The sequence below is a fragment of the Celeribacter baekdonensis B30 genome (genome assembly GCF_000299875.1).
GTDB lineage: Bacteria > Pseudomonadota > Alphaproteobacteria > Rhodobacterales > Rhodobacteraceae > Celeribacter > Celeribacter baekdonensis_A.
Genome location: NZ_AMRK01000003.1, coordinates 381,684 through 400,893, shown reverse-complemented (window position 1 = coordinate 400,893; position 19,210 = coordinate 381,684). Strand labels below are relative to the sequence as shown.

General features: G+C 60.0%; 18 protein-coding genes. 10 read left to right on the top strand and 8 right to left on the bottom strand.

Annotated elements, in window-relative coordinates; genetic code table 11:
* The first annotated feature begins 4 nt into the window (after positions 1-4).
* The 6 genes from B30_RS22130 (at position 5) to B30_RS07785 (ending at position 4,813) form a co-directional block, all read left to right on the top strand.
* The gene (locus B30_RS22130; RefSeq protein ID WP_157789798.1) at positions 5-142 is read left to right on the top strand and encodes a hypothetical protein; all 138 of its coding nucleotides are present in this window, start codon (positions 5-7) and stop codon (positions 140-142) included.
* Positions 139-561, top strand: a complete 423-nt coding sequence (locus tag B30_RS07805; protein WP_009571502.1) for a hypothetical protein — start codon at positions 139-141, stop codon at positions 559-561. The genes B30_RS22130 and B30_RS07805 overlap by 4 nt, the downstream gene beginning before the upstream one ends.
* A 157-nt stretch (positions 562-718) precedes the next feature.
* Positions 719-2,695, top strand: coding sequence for a heme lyase CcmF/NrfE family subunit (locus tag B30_RS07800; protein WP_009571501.1), 1,977 nt, complete (start codon positions 719-721; stop codon positions 2,693-2,695).
* On the top strand, positions 2,692-3,141 hold the full coding sequence (locus B30_RS07795; RefSeq protein ID WP_009571500.1) for a cytochrome c-type biogenesis protein: 450 nt from the start codon (positions 2,692-2,694) through the stop codon (positions 3,139-3,141). The genes B30_RS07800 and B30_RS07795 overlap by 4 nt, the downstream gene beginning before the upstream one ends.
* A 232-nt stretch (positions 3,142-3,373) precedes the next feature.
* The gene (locus B30_RS07790) at positions 3,374-3,934 is read left to right on the top strand and encodes a DUF2087 domain-containing protein (RefSeq protein ID WP_009571499.1); all 561 of its coding nucleotides are present in this window, start codon (positions 3,374-3,376) and stop codon (positions 3,932-3,934) included.
* Positions 3,935-4,036: 102 nt separating this feature from the next.
* Positions 4,037-4,813, top strand: coding sequence for an enoyl-CoA hydratase-related protein (locus B30_RS07785; RefSeq protein WP_009571498.1), 777 nt, complete (start codon positions 4,037-4,039; stop codon positions 4,811-4,813).
* On the opposite strand, the gene B30_RS07780 is transcribed toward B30_RS07785, so the two are convergent.
* On the bottom strand, positions 4,810-5,250 hold the full coding sequence (locus B30_RS07780) for a MarR family winged helix-turn-helix transcriptional regulator (RefSeq protein ID WP_009571497.1): 441 nt from the start codon (positions 5,248-5,250) through the stop codon (positions 4,810-4,812). The two genes, B30_RS07785 and B30_RS07780, sit on opposite strands and share 4 nt — an antisense overlap.
* Before the next feature lie 70 nt (positions 5,251-5,320).
* Here B30_RS07780 and B30_RS07775 point away from each other — a divergent pair, with 70 nt between their 5' ends.
* Positions 5,321-5,764, top strand: coding sequence for a hypothetical protein (locus B30_RS07775; RefSeq protein ID WP_009571496.1), 444 nt, complete (start codon positions 5,321-5,323; stop codon positions 5,762-5,764).
* 86 nt (positions 5,765-5,850) lie between these two features.
* On the opposite strand, the gene gltA is transcribed toward B30_RS07775, so the two are convergent.
* Positions 5,851-7,146: a citrate synthase gene (gltA, locus tag B30_RS07770; RefSeq protein ID WP_009571495.1), complete on the bottom strand. Its 1,296-nt coding sequence runs from the start codon at positions 7,144-7,146 to the stop codon at positions 5,851-5,853.
* A gap of 296 nt (positions 7,147-7,442) precedes the next feature.
* The gene (gene gltX / locus B30_RS07765) at positions 7,443-8,900 is read right to left on the bottom strand and encodes a glutamate--tRNA ligase (protein WP_009571494.1); all 1,458 of its coding nucleotides are present in this window, start codon (positions 8,898-8,900) and stop codon (positions 7,443-7,445) included.
* Between the two features lie 91 nt (positions 8,901-8,991).
* Here gltX and B30_RS07760 point away from each other — a divergent pair, with 91 nt between their 5' ends.
* Positions 8,992-11,142 carry a ComEC/Rec2 family competence protein gene (locus tag B30_RS07760; protein ID WP_009571493.1) on the top strand — a complete coding sequence of 717 codons (2,151 nt, stop codon included), beginning with the start codon at positions 8,992-8,994 and terminating at the stop codon, positions 11,140-11,142.
* A gap of 88 nt (positions 11,143-11,230) precedes the next feature.
* Here B30_RS07760 and lexA read toward each other — a convergent pair whose 3' ends face one another.
* From lexA to B30_RS07735, 5 genes are all read right to left on the bottom strand, one after another.
* Positions 11,231-11,944, bottom strand: coding sequence for a transcriptional repressor LexA (gene lexA / locus B30_RS07755; RefSeq protein ID WP_009571492.1), 714 nt, complete (start codon positions 11,942-11,944; stop codon positions 11,231-11,233).
* 387 nt (positions 11,945-12,331) lie between these two features.
* Complete coding sequence (locus B30_RS07750) at positions 12,332-13,504, bottom strand: molybdopterin molybdotransferase MoeA (RefSeq protein ID WP_009571491.1); 1,173 nt, start codon at positions 13,502-13,504, stop codon at positions 12,332-12,334.
* Positions 13,501-13,980, bottom strand: coding sequence for a cyclic pyranopterin monophosphate synthase MoaC (gene moaC, locus B30_RS07745; RefSeq protein ID WP_009571490.1), 480 nt, complete (start codon positions 13,978-13,980; stop codon positions 13,501-13,503). Before moaC ends, B30_RS07750 begins: the two co-directional genes overlap by 4 nt.
* A gap of 13 nt (positions 13,981-13,993) precedes the next feature.
* Positions 13,994-14,800, bottom strand: a complete 807-nt coding sequence (trpC, locus tag B30_RS07740; RefSeq protein ID WP_009571489.1) for an indole-3-glycerol phosphate synthase TrpC — start codon at positions 14,798-14,800, stop codon at positions 13,994-13,996.
* 51 nt (positions 14,801-14,851) lie between these two features.
* Positions 14,852-16,036: a cytochrome P450 gene (locus tag B30_RS07735; RefSeq protein ID WP_009571488.1), complete on the bottom strand. Its 1,185-nt coding sequence runs from the start codon at positions 16,034-16,036 to the stop codon at positions 14,852-14,854.
* Between the two features lie 178 nt (positions 16,037-16,214).
* Between B30_RS07735 and B30_RS07730 the strand changes: the two genes are divergently transcribed.
* Together B30_RS07730 and B30_RS07725 are read left to right on the top strand one after the other, a co-directional pair.
* A complete protein-coding gene (locus B30_RS07730) occupies positions 16,215-17,954 on the top strand; it encodes a sensor histidine kinase (protein WP_232616904.1) in 1,740 nt (579 codons plus the stop codon).
* The gene (locus B30_RS07725; RefSeq protein WP_009571486.1) at positions 17,951-19,195 is read left to right on the top strand and encodes a sigma-54-dependent transcriptional regulator; all 1,245 of its coding nucleotides are present in this window, start codon (positions 17,951-17,953) and stop codon (positions 19,193-19,195) included. The genes B30_RS07730 and B30_RS07725 overlap by 4 nt, the downstream gene beginning before the upstream one ends.
* Positions 19,196-19,210: the final 15 nt, after the last annotated feature.

Below are 19,210 nucleotides of genomic sequence, written 5' to 3'. Positions count from 1 at the left end.
CGTGATGACAGATCCCTTTCGCAAGATGTGGACCAAACTTCGCAGGCTCTGGTGGGGCGAAGCCCTTGCCACGGCGTTGCGCCAAAACCGCGAGGCCGCCGCCGCATTGGACGCGGTCGTCAAGGAGATGCTTGAACAATGAAACAGGTCGCAATTCTTTACGCCGTGGTTGTCGTAGCGGCGTTTTTGGCGGTGCAGACCGTCGGATATGAACAGGCAATGTTGATCGCCTACGGGGCCATTGCCTTGATGGCGTTGCTGATTTCGGTGACGTTTTTATGGCTCTGGCAGGTGCGCGCCACGCCTTTGGCGCTTGGCATGTCGCTGTCGTGGGCGGGGTCTGGATTGACCATCGGCTGGTGGTGGTTGATGCAAATCGCTGACAATCCGGCATGGGGAGCCGAAGCGGCGGCGTTGTTTTTGTTCCTCTCACTGCTGATCTCCGGGGCGGTGCTTCACTTTTCGGTGATCCAAGGCTCCTTTGGTCTGCGCGGCCTCGCCTTTCTTTGGCCGGTGTTTGGCGCGTTGTTTGTCTCTCTTGGGGTCCTTTTGTTGCTTTAGCGACAAGGGGGTGGGGTGAGACGGAAAAGGGGCCGCTTTGGCCCCTTTTTCTTGTGCTTTGGTCGCGGGTCTCGTTGCATCCGCTTGCGACATGCGCGCGCAGCCCATTGGCGGGTCGCCCACAACCGGGTAGAACAGTCGCAAAAGGGAGACGCACATGCTCGTAGAACTAGGACATTTTGCCCTCGTCATGGCCTTTGTCGTGGCAATCGCTCAAACCGTTTTGCCGCTCTGGGGCGCGCAAATGGGCAAACGAGCCCTGATGGCCGTGGGCGAACCGGCGGCTTTGGTGCAACTTGTGTTGATTGCCTTCTCTTTTGGCGCGTTGACCTACGCCTTCGTCACCTCGGATTTCTCGCTCAAAGTGGTGGTGGCCAACTCGCACACGCTCAAACCGATGCTGTACAAAGTCTCCGGCGTTTGGGGCAACCACGAAGGCTCGATGTTGCTTTGGGTGCTGATTTTGGCCCTTTTCGGTGCAGCGGCGGCGCTGTTTGGCAGCAACCTGCCGGACACATTGCGGGCGCGGGTTTTGGGGGTTCAAGGCTCGATTGGTTTGGCGTTTCTGGCCTTTATCCTGTTCACGTCCAACCCGTTCACTCGTCTCGAATTCCCTCCAATGAATGGCGAAGACCTTAATCCGCTGTTGCAAGACCCGGGCCTCGCCTTTCACCCGCCGTTCCTCTATCTCGGCTATGTTGGTCTCTCGATGACCTTCTCCTTCGCCGTCGCCGCTTTGCTCGAAGGCCGGGTGGATGCCGCATGGGGCCGCTGGGTGCGTCCCTGGACCTTGGCGGCGTGGATTTTCCTCACCATCGGCATCGGCCTTGGCTCGTGGTGGGCGTATTATGAGCTTGGCTGGGGCGGCTTTTGGTTCTGGGATCCGGTCGAAAACGCGTCTTTCATGCCTTGGCTTTTTGCTGCCGCGCTGCTGCATTCCGCTATCGTTGTGGAAAAACGCGAGGCGCTCAAAAGCTGGACCATTTTGCTGGCCATTTTGGCCTTCGGCTTCTCGCTTATTGGCACGTTTCTCGTGCGCTCGGGCGTGATCACCTCGGTTCATGCTTTTGCCAATGATCCCGAACGCGGCATTTTCATCCTGATGATCTTGGCCTTTTTCATGGGCGGTGCGTTGCTCCTGTTCTCCTTGCGCGCCAATGTGATGAGCGCCAAGGGCGTGTTCTCCATGGTCTCGCGCGAAAGCGCTTTGGTGGTGAACAACATCCTGCTTGCCGTTGCGGCTCTGGTTGTCTTCACCGGCACAATCTGGCCCTTGGTGGCCGAAGCCTTCTGGGCGCGCAAACTCTCTGTCGGCGCGCCGTTTTTCAACGCCGCCTTCACGCCGTTTTTCACCATGCTGGCCGTGGTCTTGCCCATCGGCGCGATCCTGCCGTGGAAACGCGCGCGCCTTGGGGCGGCGCTGAAAAGGCTCATCCCGGCGCTGATCCTGACGCTTGCGGTCATGGGGCTGATCTGGTCGATGCAAACGCAAAAGACCCTCCTTGCGCCCATCGGTCTTGGCCTTGGCACTTGGGTCGTTGCGGGCGCCATCCAAGACATCGTTCTGAAGCTCGGTAAAAACCGCAATCTGTCGCGGCTGTTCCGTCTGCCGCGCGCCGATTGGGGGCGCTTGTTCGCTCATGGCGGCCTCGGCATCACCATCGCGGGCATCGCCGGGCTGACGGCCTGGACTGTCGAAGACATCCGTGTCGTGCAGATTGGTGAAACTTTTGATGTCGCGGGCTACACCATCACGCTTGATGCGGTCGAACGCAAACAGGGGCCGAATTACCTCACCACCATGGCCGCCATGTCGGTGTTTGAAGGCCCCCAAAAAGTCGCCACGTTGCACCCCGAAAAACGTTCCTACCCGGTGGCGCAAATGCCGACCACCGAGGCCGGGATCGACAACGGCTTTTTGCGCGATGTCTATCTGGTGATCGGGGATGTGCAATCCAACGGTGGCTGGGCCGTGCGCACCTATATCAAACCGCTGGCCAACTGGATTTGGGGCGGCACGTTGATCATGGCCTTTGGCGGCGTTCTCTCCCTCACGGATCGCCGTTACCGGGTCGCGGCGGGCGCGCGCAAAAAATCGCTGGCCTCTGCCCCAAAAGGAGTGCCCGCCGAATGAAACGCCTGATCCTTGCCCTCGCGCTGCTCCTCGCCACGCCACTTTACGCGGTGCAACCCGACGAGGTTCTGCCCGATCCGGTGATGGAATCGCGCGCCCGTGAGATTTCTCAAGGGCTGCGCTGTCTTGTGTGTCGCAATGAAAACATCGACGAGAGCAACGCGACTCTGGCCAAAGACCTGAGGCTTTTGGTCCGCGAACGCCTTGTCGCGGGCGACAGCAATGAGGAAACCGTGGCCTATATCGTCGATCGTTATGGTGAATATGTGCTGTTGAAGCCGACCCTGACCGGGGCCAATAAACTCCTGTGGATCGCAGGCCCCGCCATGTTGATCATCGCGCTTGGCATCGGTTTTGGTTTTTTGCGTCGTCGGCAATCGGAACCCGAACAATCCGAGCTGACCGATGACGAAGAAAAGCGGCTACAGGCGCTTTTGAACGATTAAATCCCGCGTCTTTTATCGTGATCCAAATACTCAAACCCCCGCCGCTTGCCATCGCAGGGCGGGGTTTTGTATACCCGTGCCACGGTCCGCAGTTCACCGAGTCGCTGTCGTTTCCACATGGAAATACGCTGAACCTGTTTAAGCCTTTGAACACTCCCGGTTTCCGCGCGTCTTGAGCGTGGCAAGGACAGCTCCCGCACGATGTAACAGACGCGATCAACGGAGAGAACCGATGACTCGTGACGTGATTTCACTCACCCTTCCCGACGTGTCCGCCTTTGCGCGTGCGCTCAAATCCGATCTGGGCGACACGGCCCCGCCGCATCAATCGCTGTTGAATGCGATTGCCCGCGCCGGGGGCTATCGCAATTTTCAACATCTCAAAGCCACTCAAATCGGCGTCGAACCGATCATGGCCGCCGAAGGACGGGCCGTGTCACGCGCTTTGGCGAGGTTTGATGAGACTGGGCGTTTGACCTCATGGTCGACCAAACGCAAGGTTCGTCAACACGGGCTTTGGGCGCTCTGGGCTCAGGTGCCGCCGCGCCACGTGTTCTCTGAGCGCGAGATTTCCGATCTGTTCGACACCATGACCACCTTTCGCGATGCCGCCCAAATCCGCCGTTCTTTGATTGAGGACGGGCTTTTGGAACGCAACCGCGATGGCTCGCGCTACATCCGCCTTGAGGCGCGCCCCGATGAAACCGCCTTGGCGGTGATCCGCGCCGTGATGCGCAGACGGCAGGCCAACCCCGATGTGCCTGACCGAAGTTCCGCGCTGTTTGGTCTTTGATGAGACGTCAGTCATGAAACTTGCACGATGACGGAGCGTCTCTCTTCCTTTTGGCGCCGCGATGCCTATCTTTGGGGCAACCAATCAGGGAGAGAGACGTCCATGCAGTACGACACAATTCGCTTTGAGCAGGCGGACGACATTGCCGTCGTCACCCTCAATCGCCCCGAGGTGATGAATGCGCTCAACACCCAGATGCGCGCGGAAATCACCCATGCGGTGCGCGACGCCGCCAAATCGGCGCGGGTGGTTGTGTTGACCGGCGAGGGCCGCGCGTTTTGTTCCGGTCAGGATTTGGGCGATGGGGTGAATGCCGCCACCGCCGATCTGGAACGTACGCTGCGCGATGAATATGAGCCGATGCTCCACGCCATTCATGACAGTCCGGTGCCCACCATCGCCGCTGTCAATGGCGCTGCGGCAGGGGCAGGGGCCTCTTTGGCGCTGGCCTGTGACGTGGTGATCGCCAGCCAATCCGCGGTCTTCGTTCAAGCCTTTTCGCGCATCGGCCTGATCCCGGATGCGGGTGGCACCTATGTTTTACCACGTTTGGTCGGGCTGGCGCGTGCCATGGGGGCGTCGCTGTTTGCCGATGAAATTTCGGCGGCTCAGGCGATGCAATGGGGTATGATTTACGAGGCCGTGCCTGACGCCGATTTCGACGCTCATTGGCGCGCGCGGGCCGGGTATCTGGCCAAGGGCCCGACCGTGTCCTATCGCCACCTCAAAGAGGCCATGCATGCCTCCTATGACAACACTCTGGCCCAGCAATTGACCCTTGAGGCGAAGTTGCAAAACCACTGCGGCCAAACCCGCGATTTCAAAGAGGGTGTCATCGCCTTTTTGGAAAAGCGCAAACCCAAATATGAAGGTCGTTAAGTCTCAGACAGGTTTGCGACGACCTTTGCCATCAGCGCGGTGAAATCGGCGCGCTCCTGATCGCTCATGCCTTGGGTCGCCAGATCATTGACCTCAGTCGCCTCCTCGATCGCAGGGTCTCTGAGCCCCCGCGCGCGTTCCGTCAGCCAGACGGTCTGCACCCGTGCATCCGCCTCATGCGCGCGCCGGATCACCAAACCGTCCCGCTCCATCCGCGACAGCGTGTTGGCCATGGTCGCCTGTTCGACGCCCAGCTCCCGCACCAGCTCGCGCTGCGTTTGGCCCTCTTTCTCCCAAAGCGCCAGCATCACGGGGAAGGTGCCGGTGGACAGGCCCAGTGGTTTGATCCGGTCCTGAATGGCACGGATGAAGAGCCGGGCCATGTGGTTCACCTGATAGCCTTCGGAGTGCGCGCGGGAAAATTTAGTCTGTGTCATGAGGCTTGTTTTTCACAATATAGCTTGCTATGCAAATATATATAGCAAGCTATTAATGTGGAGACTCACCATGCTGCCCAAATTCCATGCTGCCTTCGGGGCGGCGGCCCTCCTGATCATTGCGACCTTCTGGGCTGCCACGGTCACGATGATTGTAATCGGGGATAAATACCTCATCGTCATGGCAAAAACCGGTATCGCCTGGGGTCTTTGGGCGCTCATTCCGATGCTGATCCTGACAGGTTTATCCGGCAATCGCCTCGGCCAGAACCTGCGCGGGCCGCTGATCGGCGCCAAACAAAAGCGGATGAAGATCATCGCTTTCAACGGGATCATTTTCCTCGTGCCCTCTGCGCTCATCCTCTTGCCTCTCGCGATGCAAGGGCAGGGCGGGCTGCCTTATTGGGGCATCCAGACGGTGGAGCCGTTGGCTGGCGCCGCCACCATCACGCTTTTGAGCTTCAACATGCGTGACGGATTGCGGCTCTCGCGTCGCCGCGCGGGTTCGGCGTGATCCGTTTCCATAGTTGCCAAAAAACTCAAAGAAAAACCCGCCTCTTTTGAAGCGGGTTTCGCATTTTTCAGAAAATCGACAGGATCTTAGCGGTCTTCGACATTCACATAGGGGCGTTCGGTTGCGCCGGTGTAAAGTTGACGCGGACGACCGATTTTCATCGCCGGATCTTCGATCATCTCTTTCCACTGCGAAATCCAGCCGACGGTGCGCGAGAGCGCAAAGATCGGGGTGAACATCGCAGTCGGGAAACCCATGGCCTCCAAAATGATGCCGGAGTAGAAATCGACGTTCGGGAACAGTTTCTTGTCGTGGAAATACGGATCGGCAAGCGCTTGTTTTTCCAACTCTTTTGCGACCTGAAGCGTCGGGTTGTTGTCCACACCCAAGAGTTCCAAAACCTCGTCGGCGGACTGTTTCATCACCGTCGCGCGGGGATCGAAGTTTTTGTAAACGCGGTGACCAAAGCCCATCAGGCGGAACGGATCGTTCTTGTCCTTGGCGCGGGCGATGTATTCCGGGATACGGTCCACGGTGCCAATTTCGCGCAGCATTTCAAGACAGGCCTGGTTGGCACCACCATGCGCCGGACCCCAAAGACAGGCGATGCCCGCAGCGATACAGGCGAACGGGTTGGCACCCGAAGAGGAGGCCAAACGCACGGTCGAGGTCGAAGCGTTTTGTTCGTGATCGGCATGCAGCGTAAAGATCCGGTCCATGGCGCGGGCCAGGATCGGGTTCACCACATATTCTTCGGCAGGGACCGAGAAACACATGTGCAAGAAGTTGGACGCGTAATCCAAATCGTTGCGCGGGTAGACCATCGGCTGACCGATTGTGTATTTATAGGCCATCGCCGCGATCGTCGGCATTTTTGCCAACAAACGGATGGTCGCCACTTCGCGCTGATGCGCATCGGCGATGTCGATCGAGTCGTGGTAGAAGGCAGACATGGCGCCGACAACACCGACCATAATGGCCATCGGATGCGCGTCACGACGGAAGCCGGTGAAGAATTTATGCATCTGCTCATGCACCATGGTGTGACGGGTCACCAGCGCCTCGAAGTCTTCCATTTCTTTCGCGGTCGGCAGGGCCCCGTAAAGCAACAGGTAGCACACTTCGAGGAAATGCGATTTTTCGGCCAGTTCACCGATGGTGTAGCCCCGGTGCAAAAGAACGCCTTCGTCCCCGTCGATAAAGGTGATGGCACTGTCGCAGGCGGCGGTGGAGGTAAAGCCCGGATCGTAAGTGAAAACACCGGCCTGGCCGTAGAGTTTTCGGATGTCGATCACGTCAGGCCCCACGGTGGGCGAATAAATCGGAAGATCGAAAGTCTTGCCGTCAAGCGTCAGGGTCGCGGTCTTTTGAGTGTCTGCCATGGTCGTTCCTTCGGTTGGCAACGGTGCCCTTTTGATCCGCGTCTGCAGACGCCAAAGGGCCGTTGGTGATCAGGCGAGCGCCCAAGAAACTCTCGGGCACCGTCTTGGCTTGGGAACCTCATATCTGGTTCCAGTTCCGATCCCGCGGGCGAGGGGGGCGCATATTCTGCGAGGCCTTACCCTACGGGCGTCCGAAGCCTGTCCAGCCTCGGCATAAATCTCATGTGACCGTCACCAAAACGCTTCGGTCACCACATGCCGAAGTGACCCTGATCTCAGGTGGTCTTTCGGCCAAATTAAGCAGTCCCGCCCGTTTGTTCAGGCTCACTTGCCATAAAATCCGCGATCCGGGCGAGGCTTTCGTCGCGGCCCAAAACCACCATCATATCAAGCACGCTTGGGGTTGCACTGCGGCCAGCGAGGGCGGATCTCAAAGGCGCGGCCACCTTGCCAAACCCGATCTCTTGCGCCTCCATAACGCGGCCGACAGCCTCCTCCAACGCGTCGCGCTCCCAGCTAACACTTTGCAGGTGCGGCGTCAATTCTTCCAGTATACCGTTGGATACTGAACCCACCAGTTTTTGCGCCTTTTCATCCATCGAAACAGGTCGATCCACCAAGGCAAATCGTGCTTTTTCAATGAGTTGCGGATATGTCTTGGCCGAGCCTTTGAGAAACGGCAGAGACGCCAAAAGCCGCGTTTGCTGTGCATCCGTCAATTTTGTCTCACCGGCGGCGGCAAGATAGCCGATGATTTCGCCCAAGATTTCGGCATCTTCCATCACCGCAAGATGCTGACCACAGATGTTTTCAAGTTTTTTGGTGTCAAACCGTGCCGGAGCCTTATTGATTCCATCCAGTTCAAACCACTCTTGCGCCTGCGCATCGGTGAAAAACTCATCATCGCCATGGCTCCAGCCCAGCCGTGCCAAATAGTTGCGCATCCCGGCGGCGGGGTAACCCATGGCCTGATATTCCTTGACCCCGGTCGCGCCGTGGCGTTTCGACATTTTCTTGCCATCAGGCCCAAAAATCAAAGGGATATGGGCATAAACCGGGAGGGGCCAGCCCATCGCAGTATAGATCGTCATCTGGCGTGCAGCGTTGCTCAGGTGGTCATCTCCACGGATCACATGGGTCACCCCCATGTCGTGATCATCGACGACCACGGCCAACATATAGGTGGGTGTGCCATCCGAACGTAACACGATCATGTCATCAAGCAATTCGTTCTTGAACGTCACCTCGCCTTGCACAGCGTCTTGCACCACGGTGACGCCCTCGCGCGGGGCTTTCATGCGGATCACATAGGGCGCATCGGGGTAGGTGCTTGGGTCGGCGTCACGCCACGGGCTGCGGTAGAGCGTGGATGTGCCCGTCGCCCGCGCTGCCTCGCGAAAGGCTTCGATCTCCTCTTGGGTGGCAAAACACTTATAGGCGGTGCCTGCCGCCAACATCTGATGCGCGACCTCGGCGTGGCGCCCGGCGCGTTCGAATTGGCTTACCGCCTCGCCGTCATAGTCCAGGCCCAGCCACGCCATCCCGTCCAAAATGCCCTGCGTTGCCTCGGGGGTAGACCGCGCCCGATCCGTGTCCTCGATCCGCATCAAAAACGTGCCACCATGGCCGCGCGCAAACAGCCAGTTGAACAGGGCTGTGCGGGCGGTGCCGATATGCATATCGCCGGTGGGCGAGGGGGCGATACGGGTAACGACAGGAGAGGTTTTGGCGGATGCGGAAGAGGTGGCGGACATGCGAGAATTAACCCTTTGGTAACCAAGATTGCGCCATGATGGCAGACAGGTGTTGAGCACGGAATAAGGGAACGGGGATAGGGAAACAAGGGTGCGCCTCTTCACGCTCATTGCACAGGTGCCTCTCGATATCGTCGACGCGCAACGCGGGCGGCTTTTCCTTTGGCTGCCCGTGTGTTTCGGCATCGGCATTGGCGTGTTTTTCGCCCAACCTCTGGAGCCCTCGGTCACCCTGCTGGGCGTGATCCTCGCCGGGGTCATCCTGGGCCTTTTGGCCCTGATCAAAACCCCGCCGCGCGTAGCCCCTCTGTTGATCGCGATGCTGACGGTTTCAATGGGTTTTTTCGCGGCAGGGTTGCGCAGCCATATGGTCGCTGAGCCGGTGCTGACCTTCCGCTATTACGGCCCGGTCGAGGGGCGGGTGATCCATATCGACCGCTCCGCCTCCGACGCCCTGCGCCTGACTTTGGATCGGGTCACGTTGCGGAACTTTTCCCCGGACCGCACGCCCTATAAGGTCCGTATTTCGCTGTATGGCGACCAAAGCTTTGTCGCCCCCGAACCCGGTATGCGCCTTGCACTGACCGCCCATTTGTCGCCGCCCTCCGGCCCCGCTGAACCCGGCGCGTTCGAGTTTCAACGCATGGCCTGGTTCGACAAACTGGGGGCGGTGGGTTACGCCCGCGTGCCCGCCCTGCGCATCGCTGACACCGATCGCTCGCTCACGCTTTGGGTCCATCGTCTGCGCCAAACCCTGTCCTCGGCGCTCCAATCCCAAATCCCCGGCCAACCCGGTGCCTTCGCCGCCGCCATCCTCACCGGCGACCGATCCGGCATCACCTTGGACACGGCCGAGGCCCTGCGCGGGGCCAACCTGTCGCATCTCTTGGCGATTTCAGGTCTGCATATGGGGCTTTTGACCGGGTCCGTGTTCTTTGCCCTGCGCCTCTGCCTCGCCATGATTCCCGGCGCAGCACTTACTTGGCCGCTCAAGAAAATCGCCGCCTCCGGTGCCTTGGCCGCAGGTCTGTTTTACCTCGCGCTTTCTGGCTTCAACGTCGCCACCGAACGCGCTTTTGTCATGGTTTCGGTCATGCTTGTCGCCGTGCTGTTGGACCGCCAAGCCATTTCCTTACGCGCCGTCGCCATTGCCGCACTTCTGATCCTCGTGTTGCGCCCCGAAGTCCTGCCCGAACCCGGGTTTCAAATGTCTTTTGCCGCCACCACCGCCCTTGTCGCGGTCTTCACTATCGTGCGTCGATTGCGGTTGATGTCGGGCTGGCCCACTTGGCTGCGCGGGATTGCCACGGTCGTTCTGTCCTCTGCCGTGGCGGGGATCGCCACCGCTCCGGTTGCTGCCGCGCATTTCAATCGCATCGCGGATTTCGGCCTGTTGGCCAATGTCATTTCCGTGCCGATGATGGGTGCTGTGATCATGCCCGCCGCCATTTTAGCACTCCTGCTGACGCCCCTCGGGCTTCAAGGCCTTGCCCTTGCCATTATGGGCGGTGGCATCCGGTGGATTTTGGCGGTGGCTCATACGGTCTCGGGCTGGGACGGCGCGGTCAGTCACCTTGCCGCCCCGCCGCCCGAGACCTTGCCTCTCATCGCGATCGGTGGGATTTTTGTTATCCTTTGGCGTGGGCGTGGACAGCTTTTGGGCATCTTGCCGGTGTTGGCCGGGTTTGTGCTTTGGTTCATGGCGGATCGCCCGGCGATTTTGATCTCGGATGATGGCAGTTTGATCGGTCGGATCGGGGCCGAGGGGCGGGTGCTGAACAAAGCCAAAGGCGCGGGCTTTGTCGCCTCTGTCTGGTTGGAGAATGACGGCGATTTTGCCGATCAAATCACGGCCGCCGCCCGCGATATGCCGGTTTTGGACCTGCCCGGTCTGAGCATCGCCCATGTCAGCGGACGAGGCTGGCAGGAGGCCACCCGCAGGGCCTGTGTCGACCATGATTTCGTGGTGATCAACCAGATTTGGCAGGAGGCAGTGCCGGAGGGCTGTCTTTTGGTGGATGTTGGTTTCCTACGTCAAAGCGGCGCTTTGGCGCTCTCGCCTCGGGGCGAGACGGTGGAGATGCGCACGGCCTATGCCACCTCCGGTGTGCGCCTTTGGAACACGCCCGCCTTGCGTGGGCCGCGCGGGGGCGAGGCGCGAGAGGTGCGCGATGCATTACCGCCCATGGTTTTGGGAGCACGGTTTGCCCCCGATACGGTGCGTTTGGCGAACAGGCAATAAACCGACGGAAACGAAAAACATGACGGAAACGAAATCATAAAAAACCGCCACCAAAGGGGACTTTGATGGCGGTTTTAGCAATGCGCGATCAATAGCTGCGGATCAGGCCCACAAGTTTGCCCTGTACCTCGACCTGATGGGCGGGCAATACGCGGGTTTCAAAGGCCGGGTTCGCCGCCTCCAAAGCCACCATATCGCCTTGGCGTTTGTAGCGTTTGAGCGTGGTTTCATAGCCTTCGACCATTGCCACAACGATGTCGCCATTGTTGGCACTTGAGGTCTCGCGGATGACCACAATATCGCCGTGGTTAATCCCGGCCTCGATCATGGATTCGCCTTTGACTTCAAGTGCATAGTGATTGCCGTGGCCGGAAAGCATTGACCCCGGCACAGCCACGTTCATCGTCCCGTCAGAGACCGCTTCAATCGGCACGCCCGCGGCAATTTTGCCCATGATCGGCAGGTTGATCGCAGAGACCACCTCCACATCCAAAGCATGGCTCGGCGGCGGGCTGTTGGGGTGGTCGCCGTCGATCACGCGCGGTGAAAATCCGGCGGAGGTCGGCGCGGTCGATGGCCCCCCCATGGATTCGGGCAGTTTCACAATCTCGATAGCGCGGGCGCGGTGGGCGAGGCGGCGAATAAATCCACGCTCTTCCAAAGCGGTGATCAAGCGGTGAATGCCCGATTTCGAGCGCAGATCCAGCGCTTCTTTCATTTCATCAAAGGAGGGTGGTACGCCGTCCTTGTGCATCCGCGTGTTGATAAATTCCAACAGCTGGAGTTGTTTGCGTGTCAGCATCTGCTCGGTCCTCTTCCCCGGTTCGGGATCGTTTGGTCCCGATTGGATCGGGCCGTGGGTCACGGCATCCCCCGAAAGCGTTTTGACCCAATGCACCGGCACGGACGGGATCACGCCCGAAATCCGCATCGTTAATTGGTCATTACGCCCAATCTGGCCCTTTTGTCCAAAGGCGACAGGTCCGCCATTGTCCGCGAGTCCCCAGACGGGTTTTGCACCATGTTCTAATAATGTTCTACCGTCGTTCCCGAAATGTGTCAACGTTCCTCTCCTTTTGGACCGCGCGGCTTTGGGCCTGTTGCGGAGAGAAGATGGGAGCTTGGTTAATTCGGCGTTAAAACGTACGGTCGATTTGGAAAATTTTATCAAAAGGCGCCTGAGTAAAATTCAGAGCGCAATATAGGTGACGATTTCTCCGCATATGCGCGCCGGATCAAGCGGCGGGCGGACCAAAAGCACATTGGCCGAGGACAGGATCGACATCAGCGAGCTGTCTTGGCGCTCAAAGGGGCGAATGCCGCCGGTTTCAAGCCGCGCCCGCATATAATGAGCCCGCGGACCGTTTGAGGAAATATCCTGTAAAAGCGGGGCTTTATGGTGCGGGGCAGGGGCGGCGGGCAGGCCTTGCATTGCGCAGAGTGCGGGGATCAAAAACAGCTTGGCCGTGACCAAAGAGGACACCGGATTGCCCGGCAGGCCGATCATCAAAGCCCCGTTCAACCGCCCCGCCATCAAAGGTTTGCCGGGCCGCATCGCCACTTTGTAAAACGCCCGATCCAAGCCCATGTCAGCGGCGACCTTGCCAACCAAATCATGATCGCCCACCGAGGCTCCGCCGATGCTGACGATCGCATCCGCGCCTTGGGCCAACTCAAACGTTGCGCGCAACGCGGTCTCATTGTCGGGCGCGATGGGCAACATCCGCGCGATCCCGCCGGCCTCTTCGATCATCGCGGCCAAGCCGAAAGAATTCGAGGCGATGATTTGCGACGGCCCAGGCGTTTCGCCCGGCATGACCAATTCGTCGCCCGTGGCGATCAGGGCCACGACGGGGCGGCGGCTGACGCGGACCTCGGGAATGTTCATCGCGGCCAAAAGCGCCACATCTTGCGCGCTCAGGCGGCGCGGGGCCGTGACCCGGTCACCGACGCGAAAATCGCCGCCAAGGGGGCGGATGTTGGTGTTCTCTGACAAGGTCTCGGTGACGGTGATGACATCGCCCTCGCGCGTCACGTCCTCTTGGATGATCACGCGGGTGACGCCCTCAGGCACCGGCGCGCCAGTGAAAATGCGTATGGCGCAGCCTTTGGACAACGTGCCGTCAAACCCGTGACCTGCGGCGGATTCACCGACAACGGTGAACTGCGCCCCCACGGGCACATCAAGGTCCAACACCCCGTAGCCATCCATCGCCGAAGAGGCAAAGGGCGGCTGGTCGCGTTTGGCCACGGCATCCTCGGCCAAGACGCGGCCATGGGCGTGGCGCAGCGGCACGGTTTCCAGCTCAAGTGGGCTGCACAGGGCAAAGATTTTGTCGAGTGCTTCCGCGACAGAAATCATTGACCCGCCTCATACACCCCGGATTTTCCACCCTCTTTGCGCAGCAATCGAGTTGGCCCGATTTCCATGCCTTTTTCGGCGGCTTTGAGCATGTCGTAGATGGTCAAGGCGGCAATCGAGGCGGCGGTGAGCGCCTCCATTTCCACGCCGGTTTGCCCCGATGTTTTCACCGTGGCGCGGATGCGCACGCCGGGTAGGGTCTCGTCAGGGGTCAAATCCAAGGTCACTTTGGTGATCGGCAAAGGATGGCACAAAGGGATCAGATCAGCGGTCTTTTTCGCCGCCATGATGCCCGCAAGCCGTGCGACACCCAACACATCGCCCTTTTTCGCCGTGCCTTGCACGACCAAGGCCAACGTCTCAGGCGTCATCGTGACCGAAGACTCCGCCACGGCCAAACGATCCGTGACCGCTTTGCCGGAAACATCGACCATATGGGCGTTGCCAGAGTCGTCAAAATGGGTGAGTTCGGCCATAAGCGCGCCTCCGTTACAGCGTGGCTGGGGCTGGGTTGGCCAAAAGCGCGCGGGTGGCGGCCTCGACATCGTCTTGCCGCATCAGGCTTTCGCCAATGAGGAAACAGCGCGCGCCATATCCTGCCATGTCGGCCAAATCTTCGGGGGTGAACAACCCACTTTCGCAGACTAGTGTGCGCTCGGGCGGCGCGAGTTTGGAGAGCATGCGGGTGGTGTCCAATGTGGTTTCAAAGGTCTTAAGATTGCGGTTGTTGATGCCCAGAAGCGGCGATTTCAACACCTGTGCCCGTTCCAATTCCTCGGCGTCATGCACCTCGACCAACACATCCATGCCCCATGCAAAAGCGGCATCTTCCAACTCAACCGCTTGCGCGTCGGACACCGAGGCCATGATGATCAGGATCGCATCTGCCCCCCAAGCGCGGGCCTCGGTGATCTGATACGGGTCATACATGAAATCCTTGCGCAAGACGGGTAGGGACACCGCCGCGCGGGCTTGCACCAAAAACTCCGGTGCGCCTTGGAAGGACGGCGTGTCGGTCAGCACCGACAGGCAGGTTGCGCCACCCGCCTCATAGGCGCGCGCGATGCTGGGCGGATCGAAATCCGGCCGGATCAAGCCCTTGGAGGGGGAGGCCTTTTTGACCTCCGCGATCAACCCATAGCCGGTTGTGGCGGCCTGTTGCAGCGCCAAGCCAAAGCCGCGCACGGGGCTTTGGGTCTTGGCTGTCGCCTCCAACTCCGAGAGCGGCACGGCGGTCTTTGCCGCAGCCACCTCTTCGAGTTTATAGGCTTTGATTTTATCGAGTACGGTTGCCATGGGGCAGGGATACCTTGGGTTGGGATCAAAGGAAAGATGTCAAACGCGCCATCAGGTTCGTACCATGAGCCGTTCCAGCCCATGAAAATGCCAGGTCTGGGCATAGCGCGGCACCTCAAGCAGGCGCAGGTTGGGGCAGCGGGCAAACAGGATCGGCAGGGCCACCCGCAATTCAAGCCGCGCCAAGGGGGCGCCGACGCAAAAATGAATACCGGCGCCAAAGGCCATGTTTTGTTTCACCGGACGGGTCGGATCAAACACATTAGGATCGTCCCACGCGTCATCATCACGCCCCGCCGCGCCGAGCAAAAGCCCGATCTTGTCGCCGCGTTTCAACGCTTGGCCCAAAAACGTGGTGTCCTCGTAGACCCAGCGTTGGAACAGATGCAGCGGCGGATCAAAGCGGATCACCTCTTCGATCACCCCGTCAATGCGCCCGTCCATGATCATCTCACGCGGGGTGTGATGTTCAAGCAGGGTCTTCACCGCGATGCCAAGACTGTGCACCGTCGCCTCATGCCCGGCATTGAGCAACAGGATACAGGTGGTGATCAACTCATCGGTTGACAGTTTCTCACCCTCTTCCTCGGCGGCAATCAGACTGGTGATCAGATCGTCGGCGGGGCTGGACCGGCGCTCGTCAACATAGCCGCGCATAAAGGCGGCAAACTCGGTGGCGGCGGTTGCCGCCGCCCTCTCGATCTCAATCGTGCGCCCCGGCGTGTAGACCGCGACCATGGCGTTGGACCACCCCAAAAGCTGTTCGCTCATCGCTTCGGGCACGCCCAAAAGCCGACAAATAATCCGCACCGGCACCATTTTGCAAAAGGCGGGCAACAGGTCAAAATCCGCATCTTGCGGGAAGTGGTCAATCAAATCATTGGTGATCTCTTCCAGATCGGGCACCAAGCCCTTGATCCGCCGGGACGTAAACGCCCGCAGCACCAGCCCGCGCAACCGCTTGTGCCGGTCGCCCTCAAGCTCCAACATCGAATGGTCTTCGATGTCATAAAACGGGCGCAGATGCACCGGGATGTCGGGCTCAAACCCGCTTGGCGCCTCGCGGCCAAACCGCGCGTCACGCAGCGCCATCGACACGCCATCATAGCCCGCAATCACCGGAAGGCCCAAGTCCTCCCACCACACCATGCGACCCGCCTCACGCAGGTGATCGTAAAACGGATAAGGATTTTGGACAAAACCGGGGTCGGCGGGGTCGCAGCTGAGTTTTTTCATTGTTTATGTTTTCGCGGTCTGTTTTTCAGGGTCTGTTTTTCATGGCGCGAACTTGTCGGGAACCGCTTTCCTTTGCAAGACAGGTTTTCTACTCTCGGTTCAGATGACCACAGAGCATACCCCAGCCCTTGATCCGGCCTCCCCCCCGGTCCACCCCCGCCTGTCTTGGGCGTTGGGGATGTTCGTCGCTGTCGTGGCCTTTGGGCTTTTGGTCTTTGGTCTGAGTTTTCGGGCGGGGTTGGATCAGGCGTCTGCACGGGGCGCATCTGATTTGGCCTTGGCCTCGGATCGGTTGACCACGGGCCTGCAACGCTACCGCGAATTGGCGGTGTTCCTGTCGGATCACCCCACTGTTTGGGCGCGGGCGCTCAGCCCCGATCAATCTGCGGACGTCGCCCGCGCCGCCACCGATGTGTTGCAAAATCTGGCGGATAAAACCGGCGCGCATTCGTTGATGTTGGTGGCCCGCGATGGGACTGTTTTGGCCGCGGCGGGCGAACAGACTCTGCCCAAAGGGGCTCAAGCCGCCTTTAACCGTGCCATGAGCGGAGCGTTGGGCGTGGCGCATTTTGTCGATACCGACCAGCAGCGCCGCTATGTGTTTGCCGCCCCGGTTTTTGATCCGGGCGGCCCGGCCCGCGCCGCCGTGATCGTCAACGTCAACATCGGCCTGTTGGAATGGGGCTGGCCGACCGAACCCTCGGCGATCTATTTCACCGATGACTATGGCGTGGTCTTCGTGTCCAACCGTTCCGAATTGGTGCTGCGTGGCGGCTTGGCCGGGCCGATGCCGGTCACCGCGCGCCGTCAGATTTCGGGCCATGATCTTTGGTTGCATGAGGCCGGGCCCTATATTCCCTCGCCCGCGCTGCACATCACCCAGCCCCTGCCGGTCGTCGGCTTGGAGGCCGAATTGCTGATGGATCTCAAACCGGTGATCGCGCTCTCAAGCCTTCAGGCCGGGATGGCGTCGGCGCTGGCTTTGGTCTTTGCGACGTTTTGGTTTTTCGCCCGTGAACGCAGACGCACCTTGGCCGAGGCCAACACACGGCTGGAGGCCCGTGTGGCGACCCGCACCCAGGCCCTGGAAATCGCCAACCGCGACCTGACCCGCGAGGTCACAGAGCGGCTTGAGGCCGAAGCCCGCCTCAAACGCGTCCAAGCCGATTTGGTGCAGGCCGGGAAACTTTCGGCCCTGGGCGAAATGTCGGCGGGGATCAGCCACGAATTGAACCAGCCGCTGATGGCGATCCGGTCCTTTGCCGAGAATGCACAGGCGTTTTTAGAGCGCGACAATGCGGCCAAGGCGGCGGAAAATCTGGGCCGGATTTCCGAACTGGCGCGCCGCATGGGCCGGATCATCAAAAACCTGCGCGCCTTTGCCAGACAAGAATCCGAGACCATCACCAATGTCGAACTGACCGCAGTGGTCGAGGCGGCGTTGGAAATGACCATGGGCAAGGTCGCGCGGGCGGGGGTCACTTTGGACTGGACGCCGGGGGAACCGGTCTGGGTGCGAGGCGGCGAGGTGCGGTTGCAACAGGTGGTGATGAACCTGTTGTCCAATGCGGTGGACGCGATGTCGGACAGTCCTGATAAACGGATTGAGATTCGCATATTTGCGGGCCAGGCGGGAGTCACACCCACCCGGCTGACTGTGGCCGACACCGGGCCGGGCATCGCCGAGCCGGACAAAATCTTTGATCCGTTCTACACCACCAAAGAGGTCGGCGCGTCCGAGGGCATGGGGTTGGGCCTGTCGATTTCTTACGGCTTGATCCAATCTTTCGGCGGGCGCATTCGCGGCGCCAATCGCGCCCAAGAGGGGCATCCGCCGAAGGGGGCGATTTTCACCATCGAATTGATCCCGGCACGTTTGACAGCAGGTTTGACACTGGCACAGGAGGCGGATGAATGAACCGGGCAGGGCGCGTGGAACGGGTTTTATTGGTCGATGATGACGCTTCGGTGCGTGAGGCCCTGGGGCAGACGCTGGAGCTGGCCCATCTCGTGCCGACCCTGGCGGGCAGCTATATCGAGGCTAAAGATCACATCACGCCCCGCTTTGAGGGGGTGATCGTATCCGACATTCGGATGCCCGGCAAAGACGGCTTTGCCTTATTGGAGTTCGCCCAATCGGTCGATGCGGAATTGCCGGTGATCTTGCTGACGGGGGAGGGCGATGTGCCGATGGCGGTGCGCGGCATCTCGTCTGGGGCTTTTGATTTTTTGGAAAAACCCTGCGCCCCGAAAGACTTGATTGCCGTGGTCGAAAAGGCGCTGAAAACCCGCGCGCTGGTGTTGGAAAACCGGCGGTTGAAACGGCAAGTGGCCCAAGGCGATGCCGCCGCACGGCTGTTGCGCGGCACCTCCGAGTTCTCCAAGCGGATGCGCGAAGAGGCCCGCGCGGTGGCGCGCTCCGCCGCCGATGTGTTGGTCACGGGCGAGCCGGGCGTGGGCACCGCGAAAATGGCCGAGGTGGTGCATTTGCTCTCGGCGGGCTCCATGGCGCCGTTTTTGAAATTTCCAGCCGTGTCGCAAACCCCCGAAAGCCTCGCCGCCGCCTTTGACGCCGCCAAGGATGGTTCGGTATTTTTGGATGAAATCGTCGCCCTGTCGCGTCCGGCGCAATTCGCGCTTTTGGAGCTGCTCGAAGGCCATGATCGCCCGCGCCTGATTGCGGGCACCTATGCCGATCTGCGCCATGAGACCATTGAAGGGACGTTTTCGCCCGATCTGTTTTACCGGCTTGAGGCGGCGGTGATCCGCATTCCGCCTCTGCGCGAACGGCGCGAAGACATCCCGACCTTGTTTCGTCATTACGTTGATATTGCTTGCGAGCAATCCGACCTGCCGGTGCCGGAGATCACGCCCGAGGTGATTTCCAACCTGATTGCACAGGATTGGCCGGGCAATGCGCGCAGCCTGATGAATGCAGCGATGCGCTTTGCCATGGGCTTGTCCGAAGGCGAGGCGCAAGAGGACGAATTGGGACTGGCCGAACAATTGGCGCAAGTCGAACGTTCGCTTTTGATCGCCGCACTGCAACGCCACGGCGGCAATGCCACAGAGGCGGCGAAGGGATTGAAATTACCACGTAAAACCTTTTACGACAAACTCGCGCGCCACGGCGTGCGGGCGGAATTGTATCGCGGTTGAGACCCTTGCTGTGCC